Origin of the sequence: Vibrio alginolyticus NBRC 15630 = ATCC 17749 (assembly GCF_000354175.2) — a bacterium.
Lineage (GTDB): Bacteria > Pseudomonadota > Gammaproteobacteria > Enterobacterales > Vibrionaceae > Vibrio > Vibrio alginolyticus.
In genome coordinates, this window is record NC_022359.1 from 1,693,650 (window position 1) to 1,712,353 (window position 18,704).

Here is an 18,704-nt window from a genome sequence, read left to right on the forward strand (position 1 = left end):
ACTTTGAGGCTTGAGGATGGCTTGAAGCATCAGTTGAATTAGCGAGATCTAATTCACTTGACGAAGCGCAGGTTGAAGCTGACAGTCTGTTATAACTTGGAAAACTGCACGATTCTTTCCTTCAGACTTACCTTGATACATCAACTCGTCAGCATCTTGCAAGCTCACGATGTGGGTAAACTCAGGATAGTAAGCACAGCCCAAACTGATACTCAAATGAATTGCTTGTCCACCCAGTATAACAGGCTGATCGTAAACGGCTTTACAAAGCATATTGGCAAAATTGAGCGCTTCTCGCTCTGACAGAGACGACGTAACGAGTGCGAACTCTTCTCCTCCAATTCTCGCCAATGTCATTCGGTCATCAGTCATCGACTTAGCGGCTTCTGCGATGGCAACTATTGCTCGGTCTCCAGCAAGGTGGCCATATCGATCATTGATTGATTTAAAATCATCAATATCAAACACCATCACCGTTAAGTTTCGCTTCAAATGATTCAGTAGCGCCAATTGCTCAATCAGGTGTCTACGGTTGTATAGCTTTGTGAGAGAATCCGTCAACGTCATCTCCAGCAATTGCTGATTGGCAATCGTTAATTGCCTTGTCCGAAGAGCAACCATACGTTTGAGGGCAAAAATATGATAAAGCGTTGCAATCGCCATAATGAAAATAGCAATAGGGAAAAGATAAAGTGGATAAACCGTTTTCACCACACTCCAACGGGTGAGGATCCGCTCACGATCCGTATCGATGACTTTTTCAAACGCTCTTGATACCTCTAAAATGGAAGTTGCACTGTGCATTCCTGCTGCAATCCGAAGATCTTTACTATATAAGCTAATTGTCGGGACAAACATACCCGCTCCCGGCGTGGTTGCCATATAAAAGTTAGCAACTTGCAGGTCTGCAACAAAGTACAGCACCTTTTTATCGACGGCGGCTTGTATCATCGAATCATTGTTAATGTATTCTGCGATAGGTGCATTCGGATAATTCGTCTGAACAAACTCAGACTCGTAACTTCCTTTAACAACGCCAATTGGCATCGTCATTTCGCCAGTTAAAACACTCCTGATATCAACCGAAAGTACATCTTTATTTACGTACAATTTGGTTTGGATAGGCATTATGACGGCGCCAAAGTCCATATACTTCGCTCTTTCGGGCGAGTAGACAAGTCCTCCGTGAAAGTCAGCCTTACCCTCTTTTACGGCTTGCAAAGAAGCATCCCAATCCAAAAGGAGAAACTGAACGTCAATTTGGTTGTTCGCCGCGTACTCTTTCCAAAAGTCGATTAAAATACCTTTAGGTTCACCATCTGGGCTAAGGTAAGAGAACGGCTTCCACGCTTTGGAGTTAGCAACAATTAAAGAATGAGACTCTGATTTGTGCGCATGCGCCATCGGACAAATGGACAGCCACAGTAGTAATAAAGAAGCACACGCTTTTTTACATTTGCAACCATAAGTACCATAACTCGTCGATGACATACCTACTTCTCACCAGTCTTTTTAAACCATAATCTCGGCTGTTTGATTAGACTAAAGATATAGTAGAGTTGCATAAGACAGGAAGTGACGCTTATTGATATGAATCTAACTTAGTAAGTTTTAGTACTTAATTGGTACTTTCAACGCCTGGTTCGCTGAAGCAGTTGAAGCAGTTGAAGCAGTTGAAGCAGTTGAAGCAGTTGAAGCAGTTGAAGCAGTTGAAGCAGTACATGATAAATTAGGAATAACTTATCTGGTACTAAAAAATTGAATATCATCAGTTTTGCAAACACCTAGTACCAATAAAAAAGCCCTATTCAAAATCCACCTTGGGGAGAACTTTGAATAGGGCTCTTTGCCTCTATGCTTCATTTTACGGCTGAAGCTACCTTTACCTTTTTTCGCTTTAACGACTCGTGTTTGGAACAGCTGACTGGTAACAACCGCTTTTAACGCGTTGTCTTTGATTTCACCTCTGCCGAAGTCGGTCTCATGTTGTGAGCCACTCGGTTGAGGACTGATTTTACGCTTTGCCATAAATCCTCCTTAATGGTCGAACCAGATTGGACAATAATTATATAAATAAGTCAAATTTATAGATTTAGTTGAATTTTATGCTAAAAAACTTCACATCACCGTCATTTATTTGAAATTTAATCAAAAACATGCTGGTTAAATAGTGACTAAATACAAATATTTGTCCATAAAGCACTAATATATGTTGACTCTTCGTGGAATTAACCTAGACTCAAACACGGCTAGAAAGAAAGTTCTTTGTTTTCACATTTCGTTGGATTACTTGTAACCCGTCGTCCTGTGGTACGCAATAGCAATTTATTTTTCCACGCTATAAGCGCCGTTGAGGCGAAAGATTACATTATTTAGATATTTAGGAAATAGACATGTCTAACACAGCTACTGGCACAGTTAAGTGGTTCAACGAAACTAAAGGCTTCGGTTTCATTCAACAAGAAAACGGTCCTGACGTATTTGCTCACTTCTCTGCAATCACTGGTGACGGCTTCCGTACTCTAGTTGAAGGCCAGAAAGTAGAATTTGTTATCTCTCAAGGCCAAAAAGGCCCTCAAGCAGAGCAAATCAAAGTACTTTAATTCTTAAAGAATTTGATACGATAGCCAGCTTTTAAAGCTGGCTATTTTTTTGCCTAAAACTTATTTTGCCAACAAAACGATATAAATCTATGGCTCTTAAACCAACCATTTACAAATTTCGTATCGCCATTTCCGATATGAATAATGACTATTACGATTCTAAAAATCTAACTATCGCCCTTCACCCTTCTGAAAAGCCGCAACGAATGTTGGCTCGCATTCTAGCTTACTGTTTAAATGCTCAAAGCAATCTGGAGTTTACAAAAGGACTCTCTACGATTGAAGAGCCTGATTTATGGCATGTTGGCGATGATCAAAGCATTACTCACTGGATTGAAATTGGCGAACCAGAACCAGACAGAATTAAGAAAGCTTCTCGCCTAGCAAAGCATGTAAAAGTTTACACTTATAACACCAAAGCGGCTGTCTGGTGGGACAAAATGTCAGGAAAGTTCTCAATGCTTCCCGTCAACGTAGAGAGCTTTGACTATGACGCTATCGACTTGATTTGTCAGCACCTTGACCGAGGTACTAGCCTTTCTGTTATGATTACTGGCAGCTCAATTTTTGTTGATATCAATGATCAACATATCGAAGTAACGGTGAAGGAACTAAAAAACCATGACGTCTCTTAGTGAACTGAGTCAAGAGATGGGATTTGAAGAAATCCCCTTTGTTAAAGAACATAAAGCAGCAAAGCGACGTTGGTTAAAAGAACAGTCACAACTATTTACAAAAGTTTGTGAGAACAAACCCACAACAGCACCTACTCTTCACCTGCTTGGCCTTTTGACCAAATCACATATTGAAGCAAGTGCTAACTACGAGCAACATGCTCACTCTACCCAGCGTATGCAGCAAGTTCTGACTGACTCCTTGGGTAATGAGCACGCGGATAAGTTTACTAACCAATCTGCTGAAGACCTAATCTTAGTCACCCACCTTTGGTTATACACGCAAGGCTATTTAAATATGGATTTCAGCTTGGCGCACGATCATGCCGAGCAGACTCAAAATACATTGCAGCATGAGCTTGTCATGAAACGCATGGACGTTGATGGATTCAGAACCGAACTCATGCAAAGTTTTTATCAAGGTAAAGAAGCCCGTCCGGCTTCAGCAAGTGGCTTTTGGGGTTGGTTTAAACGTCTATTTTCCTCATAAAATACATGGTTTTATCCATTTCAAACAACTGATAGACTTCACGCTCAGTGCAACAAGCATCATGATTGCATTCTTAAAGGACAATTACCCAATGAACATCAAGGGATCATTATGAAGTTTATCCGTTGGATTTTAGGCAAGTTTATCTTATTGCTGAACGCGGTGTTCTCACCTCGTGGTATTAAGCGCACCGCAGAAGAACAGCAACGTATTGATGAAAAAGCGAAACAATACGCACTTTACCAATTTGAAGCCTGCCCTTTTTGCGTAAAGGTCCGCCGTGCAATGAAGCGTCAATCGGTGAACATTGAGCTACGTGATGCAAAAAATAACCCGACTCATCGAGCTGAACTAGAGCAAGGTGGTGGGCGAGTTAAAGTCCCTTGTCTTCGTATCGAAAAAGATGGCGAAACACAGTGGTTATACGAGTCATCTGACATCGTCGCTTACGTTGAAAAAGAATTTGCCTAAGTTCCCCCTATGAACATTGGCGGATGTAAAAGAGGCACCTAACGGTGCCTCTTTTCTATTTTTTCTAGCTAAATGTTGCCGTGCGAGCTTTCCTTATTCAGTCTTCTTGCTCAACTCCGAACTTAAACTCCATTAAGCAAATAACGAGTATGCGAGAACAACACAACGAAGATTACCGCCCAACGTCTGCGTTATTCATCCACGATCAATGTTAGCTCTACGCGCCGATTGCAAGCTTTACCACTTGCTGTCGCATTGCTGCACTTCGGTACATACTCTCCGAAGCCTCTAGAAAACACTCGTTGACGTGGAATACTCGTCGCCAATAGTTGTTTTTCTACTTCACGAGCTCGCTTTTCAGATAGCGTGTCGTTGAAGCTTTCAGCTCCCGTGCTATCCGCATGACCATCAATCACGACATCAACATCAGTTCTTCCCGCCAGATAGTGACCAATGTTTCGAATCCAGTCTTGAGATTGAGCCGATAACCGTGCAGAACCCGTTTGAAAATGCACTTGCTCTTTCAAACGTATCATCAGGTGACCACCACTGAGCGTCTCGTGAGGAATGTTATGCCTGCTCAGGAACATTTCCAGAGAGGTCACGTTTTGCGACTTTTTTACTGACGCCCTCGCCGTTTGATATGAACGAGGGGAAGAAGCCACATTGGATGCGCTCGGGTATCCCCATTCTGGGTGTCTCAGCTCTGTGTTTGATTTAGGAGCTGTATCTAAAATGTCCCCACCTGGGACCATATCTTGATCGAGGCTACTGCACCCGGCCAGAATGCCACAAACAATTAAAAACCAATGCTTCATACCATTACCAACGTAGAAAAACTCTTGTTCATTGTGTCGACAAAACACGCCGAATCTTTAGCGCTTTTGTCCACCGATTGGTTTGTCTATGCAGCGTTCATGCCACTGGAGTCAATGCAAAATCATCTCTCAAATAAAACGCAACACTAAAATACCCTACCCTTGCAGCCCATACGTCAGGCTAAGTCTGTTACCAATGGTCTCACTTTATTGTTATTTAATGGTTTTAGTCACTATCGTTAACCGATAAACTAACGCAAATTTCTCATTTAGAGCACTACTATGTTAAAAACCATATCGAAAGGCTTTGCTGTTGTTGTTGCCGTAATGGCTTTGTCGGCATGCGATAGCGGCAAGAGTCAGCCTCAGCAAGGCAAACAATACGAAGTTTTGCCAGTATCCCTTGAAGAATATGATTTAGCTCCCCTGACTGAAGCATTCTCTTTAACTTGTGGCCACTGCCGCTCAATGGAAGAGTTTGTCCCTCAAATTGAATCATTGACCGATCAAAGCGTTGAAAAAATGCATGTAACGTTCAATGAAAGTGCACAAGTGAGCGCCATCATCTTCTATACTGCCGTAATGCAGCTTGAATCAACACCAGATAAAGCGTTTATGGTGGATCTTTTTACTGCTGTGCAAATGGGTGCCGATGCAACGGCTGAGGAACGCCAAATCGCCGTAGAGAAAGCCTTTGAGTCTCGCAACCTTATCAGCCCTTACCATTTAGATGAAGCACAGCAAAAAGCGCTGTTTGAGTACATCACTAAGGCAGAAGCGATCACGACTCGCGGCCAAATTAACTCCGTTCCAGCCTTTATCGTAAACGGAAAATATCAAGTGATTACTGGTGGTCATGACAGCGTTGAAGCCATGGCAGAAACCATCAACTTTTTGCTAAAACAACCTAAATAGACAAGGAGATTACGTGTCTAAATTTTTGTTTCCTCTTATTATTTTTATTTTGGCGGGCTTTTTCATTTACCGTACTTGGACAAACCATAAAGTAGCAGATGAAAACTTTGCCAAAGGCCAAGCATTCTTACTAGAAAATGCGAAAAAAGAAGGCGTCATCACAACAGAAAGTGGCCTTCAATACATGGTTCTTGAAAAAGGCGAAGGTGAGGTTCACCCAACGGCAACAAGTAAAGTAAAAGTACACTACCACGGCACCTTGATTGATGGCACGGTATTCGATAGCTCTGTTAATCGTGGTGAGCCGATTTCATTTGGTCTTAACCAAGTCATTAAAGGCTGGCAAGAAGGTCTACAATACATGGTAGAAGGTGAGAAAATCCGCCTTTTCGTACCAAGCACGCTTGGCTATGGTAAGAGTGGCTCTGGCCCAATTCCACCAGCAAGTGTTTTGATCTTTGATGTTGAACTGCTAGAAATTCAATAAATCTAGAAAGCTTTGTCTTAAAGCCAAAGTATCAAAACCAAAAACGCCGCGAACCACGCGGCGTTTTCTGTTTTAAGAGAGGTTAAAAACCAATATAGTGATCCGAAAGCAATGCAATGAACAACGCCAAAAGATGATAGATAGAGAATTTAAACGTCTCCATCGCGGTATTTGGCTCTGGTGCATATTTTAGCTTCCATGCATGGTACATAAAGCCAGCATTGAGTAGTAGCGAGGCAAAAAGATACACCACGCCGACCATACCAACCAAAACCGGTAGGACACAAACCAAAGTCAATAGCACCGTATACAACAGAATAGAAGTTTTGGTGTACTCAATGCCGTGTGTCACTGGCAGCATGGGAATATCTACCTTGCGGTAATCCTCGACACGATGAATAGCCAGAGCCCAAAAATGTGGTGGCGTCCAGATAAAAATGATCATTACGAGCAGCCAAGCATTCGCATGTAATTGCCCTGTTACAGCAGTCCAACCGAGAAGAGGCGGCATCGCACCGGCAATCCCTGCAATGACGATATTTTGGGGCGTAGCACGTTTGAGGTACATTGTGTATACCATCGCATAGCCGAGCAAACTCATCAAAGTCAACCATGCCGTCAGCGGGTTGACCATCGCATAGAGAAGTACAAACCCTAAGACACCTAAAACTGTAGCGAAGGCTATCACCGATGATGGTTTAGTCTCACCCGATGGCAATGGTCGTTTGTGTGTACGTGCCATTCTCGCATCAATTCGGCGGTCAATTAGATGATTAAACGCTGCCGCAGACCCTGCCATCAGACCAATCCCCGTTAGGCCAACTACCGCCTGCAACCAGGGGAAATCATCAACCGGGGCTAAGCTCATCCCTACTACTGCCGTCACCAACATTAACGCCACCACTTTAGGTTTCGTTAACTTCAAATAAACGGAACTTAGTCGCTTTCGCCCATTTAACGACAGCGCGATTTCTTTACTCATAGCGAACTCCTTTCGCGGTGTAATTCCAAGCCGTTTTACCCTGCCACAAGTAAAACTGGCTAACACAAACGAGACTCAACATAACAGCGGCACCAAGGTTGTGCGCCACCGCGACATAGATAGGAAGTTGAAATACTACGTTGCTTACACCCAGCATAATTTGGCACACCAGAGTGAATAACAACCACCCTCCGATTCTCTGTGAATGATGAGAATCTTGCCTCATAAGCCCAATACTATAAGCCAATACCACGGTGGCGGTAACAATAGCGCCTATACGATGAGTGACGTGTATAGTCATTCTTGCCGGATACTCCAAGACACCAAATTCATAATTCTCGAATCCAGTTTGCCAGAAAGAAAACGCTTCTTTCCATGAGAGATGGCTCATCCAGTCTCCCTCACAAATCGGCAGTGTGGTACACATCAGCGCAGCATAATTTGACGAAGTCCATCCTCCAAGGAGCACTTGCACCAAAACAACCAGGAAAACCAACAATGAAAAGCCTCTCAGAGAGCTAGAAGATGGAGAGAAATAGAGATTGTTTTGCGCTTTTAATTGGCAGTAAAAAATCGCCTGTAACGCCAATAAAACAAAACCACCGAGCAAGTGAAGCATCACGATGACGGGCATTAATTTAAGAGTAACTGTCCACATTCCCAAAAGTGCCTGCCCAATCACCAATACGCTTAGCAACATCGGAATGGTTGAATTTACACGCTCAGACCTTACTGATATCGCTGCCATCGCAAAAATGACTAAACCTAACGTTCCTGCAAAATAGCGATGAATCATCTCAAGCCATGCTTTCTCATGCTCTACTGCCCGCTCGGGGAAGTTCAGGTTAGCACGTATGACGTCTTCTTCTTGATGCGGCACAGAAAAGTGCCCATAACAACCAGGCCAATCCGGGCAACCTAACCCTGCATCTGAAAGGCGAGTATATGCCCCTAACATGATCACCACGAGAGTTAGGAGCAAACTGAATCTCACCAACTGAATTAATTTCATATGCACTTCCTCTAACCGACTCGTGACAGTTTTAAGAGCTTGCGTAAGTCCGCCAACATACCTTTATTCAATAGGACTAAGTCCTCATTTGGTTTCGGCGAGTAAGACATCACCAGCTGCCCAAGAGGATCAACGATCAACATTTGCCCAGGTTTCACTTTAGAGGTAACCAATTCATTCATTTGCATCGCTAACATCGATACTTCCATGGGATCTGAATGCTCAGTCTGCCAAACGACTGGCACTACTCGCTCTTGATACTTACCTAAAGCAACATGACTTTGCTGAAGCAGGTAAAGCTGCTGTTTACACTGTTCAGTGCATTCGTTAGGCAATACATAAGCGAGTTGCCAACCATGGTCTTTGAGAGGTGACTCTTGACCAAGCTGCTCTAACGTCGTGTATGGTTCGACTAACTCGCCTCTATTGGTCACTCCGCTTTGATACCACCCTTGTGTGAGAATGACTTTTGCAATGACAGCGGGAAGCGCGAACGTACAAACCAGCGCAATCAACATTAGTCGTCCTTTGGTTACTTTAGATGTCATGCTTCACCTCCATGTGACGCAACTTTTTTTGCCAACGAACAAAAACAATTAAAGTCAGTATTAAGAAAACACCTGCCATCGAAAACCATTGAATCGAATAGCCAAAATGTTTGGCACTATTGAGTGGTAATGGATTCCAAGGAAAGTCATAGGGCCAACGAGTTAAATTGTCTGGCTGCAAGACTGCGGGCATAAGTTCAATATTCAGTAGCTGATTCAATTGCGCGATGTTTAGGTTTTGCACGCGAATAACATCGCCAACTTCCGGCATTAACTCTGAGCTCAGTGGATTAGTAGATTTTCGGTACAGGCGTCCTGTGATGAAAATCGAATTATCGAGTTTGGTGACCGTTGGTAACATTGAGCGATCTGCTCTTCCCTCGACAAAACCAAGCTCCAATAACGCATAGGTACTAGGCTCATCGCTCGTCAATACAATCTGAAATGCTAAATATCCCACACTGCCTTGATGCGTTTGGTTGTCTAACAAAATTACGGGAAACGCCTGAGGAACAACATTAACTTCCACTTTTTTCCCGAGGATACTTTCCTCTCGCCAGTCGTTGTCTTCAAGAACGACGCTTAGTGCTTGGTACGCACTATCCGCACGCGCGAGAATGGCTTGTTCCAATGCTTGTTTTTCTTGCCCTCTCTCAAACTGCCAAAAACCCAGTTTGACCAAAAGAGAAAACACAACCACAGTTAAACCAACTGCAACCCAAAACCGTTTCGATAGCCATAATTGTCTTGATAACAACAATGATGAAACCGGAGGTGCCATGTCCACCGTATTTCTATTCAAACTGACGCTTGTCCTTTTGCTGCTTTTCATTATCTTCAACCTCGCAAAAGCGCTTATCGAAATGGTTCGTGAAGACCCAGATAATCCTGAAAAAAGAGACAAACCCATGAGTCATTACTTAGGCCGTCGAGTCATGTTCTCAGCTTTGGTGGTCGTCCTTTTGCTTATTGCGCTCAGCTCGGGTTGGCTAGCACCAAACCCTCGCCCTTATTAGTCGAACCAAGAGTTCACACTGCGCCTAAAGTACGTAAACAAACACAAACAGACATAACCAAACCACATCCACGAAATGCCAATACCAGCTGCCGGCTTGAAAGGCAAAATGGTTCTTTGGCGAAAAGTGATCTTTAGCGATTCTGAACAGCAGCACGATCAAGAAGATAGTCCCAAGACAAACGTGTAAACCGTGGAACCCCGTCAACATGAAGAACGTGTTACCGTAAATACCGGACTGCAACGTGAGCCCTATGTCTTGATAAGCATGAACATACTCAACCGCTTGGTAATATAGAAAAAAGCCAGCAAGTACGATGGTTATCTCTAACCAAACAATCAGTGCCGTTCTTTTGTCTTGTTCAAGGCTTATATGCGCCATATGTAGCGTAATAGACGACAATAGCAGCAAGATAGTATTGGTAAGGGGTATGCCCTGCCACGGCATAGCTTGTGTTGTTTCTCCTCCCGGTGTCAGTGTGAGTGGCCACATCGCTTCGAAGGTTGGCCACAGGACTTCGTTAGTCATGAAGTTATTATCTGCCCCACCTAACCAAGGCACAGAAATCATTCTGGCGTAGAACAAGGCACCAAAAAAGGCACCAAAAAACATCACTTCAGAAAAGATAAACCAGCTCATTCCTTGGCGAAAAGAACGAGTAATTTGCGAGCTGTATTTTCCACTCAGTGATTCAGTAATCACATTACTAAACCAACCAGCCAACATGTAAAGCAAGAACAAGAAGCCCACCGCTAGCACAATGCCACCAATGGTTCCCACTGCACCGTCACTTTGTGTCCCCTGGACGGTCATGCCCGCGCCAACAGCAACCAAAAACAGAGCAAATGCACCGATGATCGGCCAGCTACTTTGAGCGGGAACATAATATGTTCCTGGCTTGTTACTCATAATTTCTCTCCTTACTGACCAACCTTGGTCTGTATCTCTCTCCCTGAGTGGCTAAGAGCCTGTAGGAGGGGGAAGTTTATAGAGTGTGTAAGACAGCGTTAACGTGTGTATAGACTCAGGCAAGTCCGGTTCGATATAAAAAATCAACGGCATTTGAGCTTGCTGTTTACCATCCAGAGGCTGCTGGTTAAAACAAAAACACTCAATCTTATTGAAGTAAGCAGCTCCAGTCCCGGGAGAAACAGAAGGAACGGCTTGCCCCACCAACTTCTGCCCGCTTTCATTAAATGCAAGGTATTCAGTTTGCACAACTTCACCTGGGTGAACATCCATCGAAATCACTTTGGGTCTAAACTCCCAAGGCATATCTGGGCTTACATGCGCCATAAACTCCACGCGAATAGTTCGGCTCATGTCCGGCTGCATACCTGTCGGTTGAATAGCGGCCACTTCACTTGTCTTTCCATTGATTCCCAATGCGTCGCACATCACGTCATAAAGTGGGACCAGTGCATAGCCGAAGCCAAACATTAACAGGGTCGCCAAAAGTAACTTCACTGTGAGCTTCTTGTTTGATGGATTCGGTTTCATGTCACTCACCCCACTCTTTGCTAGTCAATCTCAGGCGGTGTAGTAAACGTATGATGTGGCGCAGGGCTTGGCACTGTCCACTCTAAGCCCTCCGCACGTTCCCACGGTTTTGCAGAAGCCTTTTCCCCGCCACGAATACACTTGATCACCAACCATAAGAAGATCAGTTGTGACAACCCAAATGCAAACCCACCAATTGATACTATTTGATTAACATCAGCAAACTGAATGGCGTAATCCGGTATGCGTCTTGGCATGCCCGCTAAGCCTAGGAAGTGCATTGGGAAAAACAGGACATTGACGGAAATAATTGAGCACCAGAAATGCCATAAACTCAGCTTGTGGTCGTACATATTACCCGTCCACTTAGGTAGCCAGTAGTATGCCGCTGCCATGATCGAGAATACCGCACCAGATACCAACACATAATGGAAATGGGCAACTACGAAGTAAGTGTCATGATATTGGAAGTCCGCCGGCACAATCGCCAACATCAGTCCCGAGAAGCCACCAATAGTAAAAAGCACAATAAAGGCAATGGCAAACAACATTGGCGTTTCAAATGTCAGAGCTCCACGCCACATGGTGGCAACCCAGTTAAAGACTTTAACCCCCGTTGGTACCGCAATCAGCATAGTGCAATACATGAAGAAGAGCTCAGCAAAAACTGGCATCCCCGTGGTAAACATGTGGTGCGCCCACACAAGGAAAGATAACAATGCAATGCTGCACGTCGCGTAAACCATCGAATGATAACCAAACAGCTTCTTACCACTGAAAGCAGGCAGAATGGCGGAAATGATTCCAAACGACGGTAAAATCATGATGTACACTTCTGGGTGACCAAAGAACCAAAAGATGTGTTGGAACATTACCGGGTCACCACCACCAGCTGCGTCAAAGAAGCTAGTCCCGAAATATTTGTCAGTAAGAACCATGGTCACTGCACCCGCTAGTACCGGCATAACCGCGATCAACAAGAAAGCGGTAATTAACCAAGTCCAAACAAACATTGGTAACTTGAACCAAGTCATTCCCGGAGCTCGCATATTTACGATCGTCACGATAACGTTGATCGCGCCCATAATGGAGCTGATACCCATGATATGCACAGAGAATACAAACAGCGCAGTGCTATCTGGTCCATAAGTCGTGGACAGCGGAGCATAAAACGTCCAACCAAAATCAGGACCGCCGCCAGGTAAAAACAACGAGCTCAACAAAATAAGAAATGCAAAAGGTAAGATCCAAAAGCTCAAGTTGTTCATGCGCGGCAGCGCCATATCAGGAGCGCCGATCATCATCGGGATCATCCAGTTAGCAAGACCCGTAAATGCTGGCATCACCGCACCAAATACCATCACTAAACCGTGTACCGTGGTCATTTGATTAAAAAACTGCGGATCGACTAGCTGTAGCCCTGGCTGGAACAGTTCGGCACGAATGATCATTGCCATCGCACCACCTGTTAGAAACATCGCAAAGCTAAACCAAAGGTAGAGGGTGCCTATGTCTTTATGGCTTGTAGAATACAACCAACGAGTGATGCCCTGGGGTGCATGATGCTCGTGACCATCATCGATCGCAATGGTACTGTTCGCACTGGCTTCTGCTGGCGCAGACTTCACTGCCTTATCTATTGGCTTACTCATATTTCCTCCTTAGCACTGCCTTGTGCCTTAAAGGCATTCACATCGGATGCTTGCACTGTATCGCCAGTATCGTTGCCCCATGCATTTCGTTGATATGTGATAACCGCGCCAATTTCTTTGTCACTTAACTGATTAGAAAAAGCCTGCATTGCGGTGCCCGGGCGACCGTTGACAATAATATCTATGTGCTCTGTAACATCTCCGGTTGCAATAGGACTGCCTTTAATCGCGGGAAATGCACCCGGAATCCCCTCACCATTTGCCTGATGACACACAGCGCAACGCGCCGTGTATATCGATTCGCCTTGCGACATCAATTCGTCCATAGATAAGTCTTGAGAGAGCGCTTCTTGTGCCGCCGCTTTTTGAAGTGCGAGTTCTTGCTTCTTACTCGCTAGCCATTCATCGAACTTTTCTTCTTCCATCGCATGCACCACCACTGGCATAAATCCGTGTGCACGACCACATAGCTCCGCACATTGGCCGCGATATACGCCTGGCTCATCAATTCTTGTCCATGCTTCATTAATAAAACCTGGAATGGTGTCTTTCTTGACGGCAAAGTCCGGTACCCACCAAGAGTGAATGACATCATCAGAAGTCATCAAAAAACGCACTTTGCGATTCACAGGCAACACCAAAGGGTTGTCTACTTCCAGTAAGTAATGTGCGCCTTTAGCTTCGATTCCATCAATTTGTTTTTGGCTGGTGGCAAGCAAACTAAAAAACTCAACATCTTCGCCAAAATAGCTGTAATGCCATTTCCATTGCGAGCCTGTGATCTTGACCGTGATATCCGATTGGCTTGTGTCTTCCATTGCGACTAAAGTTTTCGTTGCGGGAATCGCCATAGCGACAAGAATGATGATGGGTATGACCGTCCAAATAATTTCCACTTTTGTACTTTCATGGAAATGTGCGGCAACTGCTCCTTTTGACTTGCGATGACGGAAGATGGAATAGAACATCACACCAAAAACAATCAAAGCAATTACACAGCAGATATAGAAAATCAGCATATGTAATTCATACACTTGCCCACTTATCTCTGTGACCCCTTTTGTCATGTTGTAGTCATTTTCCTTTGACCAACCAAAAGAGGAAAATGTGATTAAAATCACATTCAGTGATAAGGCTAGAGTAGTCGTTAATCTTTTCAAAAGATCTCTCCTCTGCTCAGCCGCTACGCCTACGCGAGCTTCCTTGCGTCCCGATGCAAATATCGAACAACTTTACGAAAAATCACAAAAACTACGATTTCGACACGGTTTGTTATATTTATGTTAAAAGGCTAGTTATAGTTCCAAGGTTCTTCAAGAAATTAAATATGATTAAATTTTGTTCGGATAAGAAAAATTAATTCGGTTTATCGATTGCCCTCTTTGAAATGTAATTGAGAACCATTTACATTGATTTAAAAGAAAACATTGAGATACTTACCAAACGAAGTGTCCAAGAAAGTAGGCTCCCCCTACTAAGGAATGACTGATATGACAGCACTAATTACGCAATGGCTAGAACGAGACCCTGATCCTAAGACTCGTGAAGAGCTACAACACCTCGTCGATACGAACAATGAACAAGAACTTACTGATCGCTTTGGCTCACGCCTTGCCTTTGGTACTGCAGGCTTACGTGGCAAAGTGGGCGCAGGTCCAAACCGAATGAACCGCTTGGTGATTCAAGAGACCGCCACTGGTTTAGGGCACTATTTGCTTGAGCAAGTCAAAGATGCCGCGAGTCGTGGTGTCGTTATTGGCTACGACGGTCGTCCCGATTCAAAACAATTCGCGCATGATACCGCATCCGTACTGACGGCCCTTGGTATCAAGGTTTACCTAACGTATGACGTTGCAGCAACCCCAATTGTCGCGTTTGGTGTCCGTACATTGAATGCGGCGGCCGCTGTTGTTGTTACTGCCAGTCACAATCCACCAGAATACAATGGCTTTAAAGTATATTGGGAGAATGGCGCACAGATTATTCCTCCGCACGACTCTGGAATCGCAGCGAAAATTGATGACGCAACAACGAAGCCATTACCTTTAATGTCTCTCGATGATGCAAAACAGCACGGTTTGTTAGTTTGGTTGGAAGACGACTACTACCAAACTTACCGTAAGACAATGAATGAAAACGCGCTGCTTACTCCTGACAACAACACCGATATTTCTATCGCTTACACTGCGATGCATGGCGTTGGCGCGAATATGGCGGAAACGCTACTTGCCGACGCAGGCTTCCAAAAAGTGGCAAGTGTTAAGGAACAGCGCGAACCTGATGGAAGCTTCCCAACCGTCAACTTCCCAAACCCTGAAGAAGCCGGTGCAATGGATATGGTGATGGCGTTAGGTAAGTCCGTAGATGCCGATATCGCTTGCGCTAACGATCCAGATGCGGACCGTTTTGCCGTGGCAGTTAAACGCCCAGATGGCGAGTATCAAATGCTAACGGGTGATCAGGTGGGCTCACTGTTTGGCGATTACTTGTTGGAACAGCAACCTAACGCTTTGGTTGGCAACACCATCGTATCCTCAAGAATGCTGAGCAGCATCGCTAAGGCGCATGGCGCACAATACTATCAAACATTAACTGGCTTTAAATGGCTTACTAACGTTGCCATGGAACAAGAGACAGAAACCAACCCATTCTTGTTTGCTTATGAGGAAGCGCTCGGTTATACCGTGGGTAACAAGGTGTGGGATAAAGATGGTTTATCTGCAATCGTCGCGTTTTCACAGCTAACAGGCAAGCTTAAAGCGCAAGGCAAAACACTGTGGGATAAACTGGAAGAGCTGTACCGCGAGCACGGTTTCTACTTCAACGCACAACGCAGCATCGCTCTCGACCCGAACTCTCCACCAATCGGCGACAAACTCCGAGCAAATCCACCAACAGAGATTGCTGGTAAAAAAGTTGCAGTAACCGAAGATCTAAAAACATCGGTTCGCATGTTTGACGACGGCTCTGAAGAATCCATTGACTTACCGGCAAGTGACGTATTGATTTATCACCTAGAAGATCAATCACGCGTGATTGTTCGTCCTTCTGGTACTGAGCCAAAACTAAAATGTTACTACGAAGTCATCAACCTCTTCCCTGCGGATATGAGCTATGAGCAAGCACAGCAAGCAGCAGAAGCGAAGATGAACGAACTTATCGACGCGCACCAGCAAAGTTTGTAAGTCAAAGAGAAACATAGATATTTGATACAACAAGAGGCGCAAATTCGCGCCTCTTTTTTGATTTTCACTAGAACAAGTCAAGCTAACCCGTGCTTTCCCTAGCCTACAATTTCCTTTTGTAGAAAGTACTTGTGGATGCCCTCTGCAGGATAGCCTGAGTACTGCCCCACTTTCTCAAAACCCAATTTGAGATAGAACTCAAGAGCTTGAAAGCTGTAGGTATCCAAATAAACATGGGTAACCCCATGAGGCTTTACTTTTTGTTCTAGCATCGACATTAATTGACTACCGAGACCAGAGGTTCGACTTTCAGCGTCTACCCACAAAAACTCCACAAACACCGTATTTTTAAACATTTCGCCAGTCAAGCCACCCATGATCTTGCCATTCTCATCTTTTGCGAAACAGCCTACAGCATGCACTTCCCCTTCAGGTAAATGCAGTCGGTTATAAGATCGAATACCTTCACGAACAAAATCAAGGTCTGTTTGATCTGGATTTAAACAAAATTCAAGCTTCATATATCCTCTCCTTAGGAAACACCAATATCCTAAAACAAAAAGCCAGCAATTGCTGGCTTTCTGATGGAATATGATAACTTTACAAGGCGAAACTACTCAGCATCCACAACGCCAGAATAACAAACACTAACCCCATTAGTTTATGTTGATACGTGCGGAATTTTTCGTTCTCGAGCAGCCCTTTGCCCAATGTGCCTGCTAACCCAACAAGTAATAAATTGAATGACAAGCCAAGAACGTTCAACAATAACCCTAGCGCTAGCATCTGCTCACCGGAAGATGCCGTGATATTGCTTGAGACAAACTGCGGCAAAAACATTACAAAAAAGACCAAGGCTTTAGGGTTGAGCAAATTACTCATCAAAGCACGTTGATAATAAGTTGATGCCATTTTGTTTTGACCATCAAGCTCTGGAGCCGAAGATGCCTCAGCTCGTAAGCAGTCCCAACCCATTTTTAACAAGTAAGCGCCACCTAGTAGATGAAGGACTTTAAGGGCTATTGGGCTCATGGCAATCAGGGTAGATACTCCCATCGCAGCAAGCAAAGTAAGAATAACACCAGACGTCGCATTGCCTAAGCTAGCAAAAAGACCGACCTTCTTACCGTAACTCATACTAGAGCTCGCTATCAGCAACATATCGGGCCCTGGTAACAGCAACAAAGCCACTACTGCGGTGAGATAAACAGGAAGTACAGATAAATCAATCATGATGGAACCGCTTTTCTACAACAAGGCGGCGAATGTTATACCAACAAAATAACATCATCCAGCCCAAAATAGCCAAGATAAGTCAAAAAATAAAAATCATAGTTTGCCCAGTTGAAAAGTAGCAATCAATTCGCCTGTTTATCAAAATCGAATAGCAATTTTGTACAAAAATAAGCACGATGGATCCGTTACACTTCTAAAATGATTTTCTTGAGCAGACCGGATAAAGATGAAAGAAAAGAATAAGGAAATCGCTACCTTCAAGATAGCTCAAGAGCTCGGCGGTTTAGAACTTCTCGATGCAAAGTATGAGAAGCAGAATTTTTCACGCCATAGCCACGAAGGTTACACTATTGGTGTCATCGAAAAAGGGGCACAACAATTTTTTAGGACGGGCGGGAATCATATCGCGCCACAGGACAGCATCATCCTTGTTAATGCAGATGAAGTACACAACGGGCATTCAGCCTCGGAAGGCGGTTGGGAATACAAAGCAATGTACCCTGTACCTCAGCAGTTTCAAACTTTAGGACAAGAGCTTGGTTCACCAAATGTAGCTCTGCCCTATTTCCCTCAACCTGTGGTTTACGATCCTGAGCTGGCTAGTCAGTTACGATTGGTATTTGAAACACTAGAACAATCAGACAACCGTTTATTGAGAGAAACTTTGGTTTACGGCACGTTGATCAAGCTAGCCAGTAAACACAGCACTCATCGGGCACCACTGAAAGAGTCAACCAGAGCTCAGCGACAAGTGCAGCTAGTCAGAGAATTTTTGGAAGACTTTCCACAAACGGACGTCTCACTAGAAGAACTCGCCAAACTGTCTGGATTAAGCCCTTTTCATCTGCTGAGAGAGTTTCAAAAGCAATTTGGCTTTCCGCCTCATGCCTATCAAATTCAGCAACGTTTACGTATGGCGAAGAAGCTACTAAAAATGGGACAAAAAATTTCAGACGTGGCACAAGAATGCGGCTTCCATGATCAAAGCCATCTGCATCGACACTTTAAAAAAGCCATGGGCGTCACTCCCGGCCAATACGTCCGTCACAGCTAAAGCAGCAATATTGTACAAGGCGTTATGCGACTACCGAGCTATCTTGGTAATCTGATTTAGG

The 18,704-nt window shown here is 44.3% G+C and carries 22 protein-coding genes; 9 read left to right on the forward strand and 13 right to left on the reverse strand.

Annotated elements, in window-relative coordinates; genetic code table 11:
• Nucleotides 1-48 precede the first annotated feature (48 nt).
• Together N646_RS22725 and N646_RS22730 are read right to left on the reverse strand one after the other, a co-directional pair.
• A complete protein-coding gene (locus tag N646_RS22725; RefSeq protein WP_017821593.1) occupies nucleotides 49-1,491 on the reverse strand; it encodes a transporter substrate-binding domain-containing diguanylate cyclase in 1,443 nt (480 codons plus the stop codon).
• Between the two features lie 249 nt (nucleotides 1,492-1,740).
• Nucleotides 1,741-2,028 (reverse strand): alternative ribosome-rescue factor A, encoded by a 288-nt coding sequence (locus tag N646_RS22730; RefSeq protein ID WP_017821594.1) that lies wholly within the window; start codon nucleotides 2,026-2,028, stop codon nucleotides 1,741-1,743.
• A gap of 365 nt (nucleotides 2,029-2,393) precedes the next feature.
• On the opposite strand from N646_RS22730, the gene N646_RS22735 reads away from it, so the two are divergent.
• The 4 genes from N646_RS22735 (at nucleotide 2,394) to N646_RS22750 (ending at nucleotide 4,238) form a co-directional block, all read left to right on the forward strand.
• Nucleotides 2,394-2,603, forward strand: a complete 210-nt coding sequence (locus N646_RS22735) for a cold-shock protein (protein WP_005375625.1) — start codon at nucleotides 2,394-2,396, stop codon at nucleotides 2,601-2,603.
• A gap of 89 nt (nucleotides 2,604-2,692) precedes the next feature.
• On the forward strand, nucleotides 2,693-3,238 hold the full coding sequence (locus N646_RS22740; protein WP_005375627.1) for a YaeQ family protein: 546 nt from the start codon (nucleotides 2,693-2,695) through the stop codon (nucleotides 3,236-3,238).
• Nucleotides 3,225-3,767 (forward strand): hypothetical protein, encoded by a 543-nt coding sequence (locus N646_RS22745; RefSeq protein WP_017821595.1) that lies wholly within the window; start codon nucleotides 3,225-3,227, stop codon nucleotides 3,765-3,767. The genes N646_RS22740 and N646_RS22745 overlap by 14 nt, the downstream gene beginning before the upstream one ends.
• A gap of 111 nt (nucleotides 3,768-3,878) precedes the next feature.
• Nucleotides 3,879-4,238 (forward strand): glutaredoxin family protein, encoded by a 360-nt coding sequence (locus tag N646_RS22750; protein ID WP_017821596.1) that lies wholly within the window; start codon nucleotides 3,879-3,881, stop codon nucleotides 4,236-4,238.
• A 191-nt stretch (nucleotides 4,239-4,429) separates the two neighbouring features.
• On the opposite strand, the gene N646_RS22755 is transcribed toward N646_RS22750, so the two are convergent.
• Nucleotides 4,430-5,056 carry an OmpA family protein gene (locus N646_RS22755; protein WP_031777209.1) on the reverse strand — a complete coding sequence of 209 codons (627 nt, stop codon included), beginning with the start codon at nucleotides 5,054-5,056 and terminating at the stop codon, nucleotides 4,430-4,432.
• 282 nt (nucleotides 5,057-5,338) lie between these two features.
• Between N646_RS22755 and N646_RS22760 the strand changes: the two genes are divergently transcribed.
• Entirely contained in the window at nucleotides 5,339-5,971 is a 633-nt protein-coding gene (locus N646_RS22760; RefSeq protein ID WP_017821598.1) for a thiol:disulfide interchange protein DsbA/DsbL, read from the forward strand.
• A 13-nt stretch (nucleotides 5,972-5,984) separates the two neighbouring features.
• Complete coding sequence (locus N646_RS22765) at nucleotides 5,985-6,458, forward strand: FKBP-type peptidyl-prolyl cis-trans isomerase (RefSeq protein ID WP_005375638.1); 474 nt, start codon at nucleotides 5,985-5,987, stop codon at nucleotides 6,456-6,458.
• 82 nt (nucleotides 6,459-6,540) lie between these two features.
• On the opposite strand, the gene cyoE is transcribed toward N646_RS22765, so the two are convergent.
• From cyoE to N646_RS22785, 4 genes are read right to left on the reverse strand one after another with little or no spacing between them, the layout of a single operon-like run.
• Nucleotides 6,541-7,440 (reverse strand): heme o synthase, encoded by a 900-nt coding sequence (gene cyoE, locus N646_RS22770; RefSeq protein ID WP_005385222.1) that lies wholly within the window; start codon nucleotides 7,438-7,440, stop codon nucleotides 6,541-6,543.
• On the reverse strand, nucleotides 7,433-8,452 hold the full coding sequence (locus N646_RS22775; protein ID WP_017635865.1) for a COX15/CtaA family protein: 1,020 nt from the start codon (nucleotides 8,450-8,452) through the stop codon (nucleotides 7,433-7,435). Before N646_RS22775 ends, cyoE begins: the two co-directional genes overlap by 8 nt.
• Nucleotides 8,453-8,463: 11 nt before the next feature.
• Nucleotides 8,464-9,000 carry a hypothetical protein gene (locus tag N646_RS22780; protein ID WP_017821599.1) on the reverse strand — a complete coding sequence of 179 codons (537 nt, stop codon included), beginning with the start codon at nucleotides 8,998-9,000 and terminating at the stop codon, nucleotides 8,464-8,466.
• A complete protein-coding gene (locus N646_RS22785; RefSeq protein ID WP_031777208.1) occupies nucleotides 8,990-9,781 on the reverse strand; it encodes an SURF1 family protein in 792 nt (263 codons plus the stop codon). The genes N646_RS22780 and N646_RS22785 overlap by 11 nt, the downstream gene beginning before the upstream one ends.
• On the opposite strand from N646_RS22785, the gene N646_RS22790 reads away from it, so the two are divergent.
• The gene (locus tag N646_RS22790; protein WP_005375504.1) at nucleotides 9,780-10,016 is read left to right on the forward strand and encodes a DUF2909 domain-containing protein; all 237 of its coding nucleotides are present in this window, start codon (nucleotides 9,780-9,782) and stop codon (nucleotides 10,014-10,016) included. The two genes, N646_RS22785 and N646_RS22790, sit on opposite strands and share 2 nt — an antisense overlap.
• A gap of 24 nt (nucleotides 10,017-10,040) precedes the next feature.
• Here the strand turns inward: N646_RS22790 and N646_RS22795 are convergent, their stop codons facing one another.
• The 4 genes from N646_RS22795 to coxB are packed head-to-tail and all read right to left on the reverse strand — an operon-like array spanning nucleotide 10,041 to nucleotide 14,328.
• Entirely contained in the window at nucleotides 10,041-10,925 is an 885-nt protein-coding gene (locus N646_RS22795) for a cytochrome c oxidase subunit 3 (RefSeq protein WP_005385214.1), read from the reverse strand.
• A gap of 51 nt (nucleotides 10,926-10,976) precedes the next feature.
• Entirely contained in the window at nucleotides 10,977-11,516 is a 540-nt protein-coding gene (locus tag N646_RS22800; RefSeq protein WP_017821600.1) for a cytochrome c oxidase assembly protein, read from the reverse strand.
• A 20-nt stretch (nucleotides 11,517-11,536) separates the two neighbouring features.
• On the reverse strand, nucleotides 11,537-13,168 hold the full coding sequence (gene ctaD / locus N646_RS22805) for a cytochrome c oxidase subunit I (protein ID WP_017821601.1): 1,632 nt from the start codon (nucleotides 13,166-13,168) through the stop codon (nucleotides 11,537-11,539).
• Nucleotides 13,165-14,328 carry a cytochrome c oxidase subunit II gene (gene coxB / locus N646_RS22810; RefSeq protein ID WP_017821602.1) on the reverse strand — a complete coding sequence of 388 codons (1,164 nt, stop codon included), beginning with the start codon at nucleotides 14,326-14,328 and terminating at the stop codon, nucleotides 13,165-13,167. The genes ctaD and coxB overlap by 4 nt, the downstream gene beginning before the upstream one ends.
• A gap of 330 nt (nucleotides 14,329-14,658) precedes the next feature.
• On the opposite strand from coxB, the gene N646_RS22815 reads away from it, so the two are divergent.
• A complete protein-coding gene (locus N646_RS22815) occupies nucleotides 14,659-16,353 on the forward strand; it encodes a phospho-sugar mutase (RefSeq protein ID WP_017821603.1) in 1,695 nt (564 codons plus the stop codon).
• 98 nt (nucleotides 16,354-16,451) lie between these two features.
• Here the strand turns inward: N646_RS22815 and N646_RS22820 are convergent, their stop codons facing one another.
• Nucleotides 16,452-16,874 (reverse strand): GNAT family N-acetyltransferase, encoded by a 423-nt coding sequence (locus tag N646_RS22820; RefSeq protein ID WP_005375519.1) that lies wholly within the window; start codon nucleotides 16,872-16,874, stop codon nucleotides 16,452-16,454.
• A 79-nt stretch (nucleotides 16,875-16,953) separates the two neighbouring features.
• Nucleotides 16,954-17,586: a LysE family translocator gene (locus N646_RS22825; RefSeq protein ID WP_005375522.1), complete on the reverse strand. Its 633-nt coding sequence runs from the start codon at nucleotides 17,584-17,586 to the stop codon at nucleotides 16,954-16,956.
• Between the two features lie 229 nt (nucleotides 17,587-17,815).
• Between N646_RS22825 and N646_RS22830 the strand changes: the two genes are divergently transcribed.
• Complete coding sequence (locus tag N646_RS22830) at nucleotides 17,816-18,643, forward strand: AraC family transcriptional regulator (protein WP_017821604.1); 828 nt, start codon at nucleotides 17,816-17,818, stop codon at nucleotides 18,641-18,643.
• Nucleotides 18,644-18,704 lie beyond the last annotated feature (61 nt).

Excerpts from the sequence above, each read along its gene's own strand:
- N646_RS22820 (WP_005375519.1), bottom strand. The coding sequence starts at position 16,874 with ATGAAGCTTGAATTTTGTTTAAATCCAGATCAAACAGACCTTGATTTT.
- N646_RS22755 (WP_031777209.1), bottom strand. The coding sequence starts at position 5,056 with ATGAAGCATTGGTTTTTAATTGTTTGTGGCATTCTGGCCGGGTGCAGT.
- N646_RS22795 (WP_005385214.1), bottom strand. The coding sequence starts at position 10,925 with ATGAGTAACAAGCCAGGAACATATTATGTTCCCGCTCAAAGTAGCTGG.
- N646_RS22740 (WP_005375627.1), top strand. The coding sequence starts at position 2,693 with ATGGCTCTTAAACCAACCATTTACAAATTTCGTATCGCCATTTCCGAT.
- N646_RS22800 (WP_017821600.1), bottom strand. The coding sequence starts at position 11,516 with ATGAAACCGAATCCATCAAACAAGAAGCTCACAGTGAAGTTACTTTTG.
- N646_RS22735 (WP_005375625.1), top strand. The coding sequence starts at position 2,394 with ATGTCTAACACAGCTACTGGCACAGTTAAGTGGTTCAACGAAACTAAA.
- N646_RS22785 (WP_031777208.1), bottom strand. The coding sequence starts at position 9,781 with ATGGCACCTCCGGTTTCATCATTGTTGTTATCAAGACAATTATGGCTA.
- N646_RS22750 (WP_017821596.1), top strand. The coding sequence starts at position 3,879 with ATGAAGTTTATCCGTTGGATTTTAGGCAAGTTTATCTTATTGCTGAAC.
- N646_RS22775 (WP_017635865.1), bottom strand. The coding sequence starts at position 8,452 with ATGAAATTAATTCAGTTGGTGAGATTCAGTTTGCTCCTAACTCTCGTG.
- N646_RS22760 (WP_017821598.1), top strand. The coding sequence starts at position 5,339 with ATGTTAAAAACCATATCGAAAGGCTTTGCTGTTGTTGTTGCCGTAATG.
- ctaD (WP_017821601.1), bottom strand. The coding sequence starts at position 13,168 with ATGAGTAAGCCAATAGATAAGGCAGTGAAGTCTGCGCCAGCAGAAGCC.
- N646_RS22730 (WP_017821594.1), bottom strand. The coding sequence starts at position 2,028 with ATGGCAAAGCGTAAAATCAGTCCTCAACCGAGTGGCTCACAACATGAG.
- cyoE (WP_005385222.1), bottom strand. The coding sequence starts at position 7,440 with ATGAGTAAAGAAATCGCGCTGTCGTTAAATGGGCGAAAGCGACTAAGT.
- N646_RS22830 (WP_017821604.1), top strand. The coding sequence starts at position 17,816 with ATGAAAGAAAAGAATAAGGAAATCGCTACCTTCAAGATAGCTCAAGAG.
- N646_RS22780 (WP_017821599.1), bottom strand. The coding sequence starts at position 9,000 with ATGACATCTAAAGTAACCAAAGGACGACTAATGTTGATTGCGCTGGTT.
- N646_RS22790 (WP_005375504.1), top strand. The coding sequence starts at position 9,780 with ATGTCCACCGTATTTCTATTCAAACTGACGCTTGTCCTTTTGCTGCTT.
- N646_RS22725 (WP_017821593.1), bottom strand. The coding sequence starts at position 1,491 with ATGTCATCGACGAGTTATGGTACTTATGGTTGCAAATGTAAAAAAGCG.
- N646_RS22825 (WP_005375522.1), bottom strand. The coding sequence starts at position 17,586 with ATGATTGATTTATCTGTACTTCCTGTTTATCTCACCGCAGTAGTGGCT.
- N646_RS22815 (WP_017821603.1), top strand. The coding sequence starts at position 14,659 with ATGACAGCACTAATTACGCAATGGCTAGAACGAGACCCTGATCCTAAG.
- N646_RS22745 (WP_017821595.1), top strand. The coding sequence starts at position 3,225 with ATGACGTCTCTTAGTGAACTGAGTCAAGAGATGGGATTTGAAGAAATC.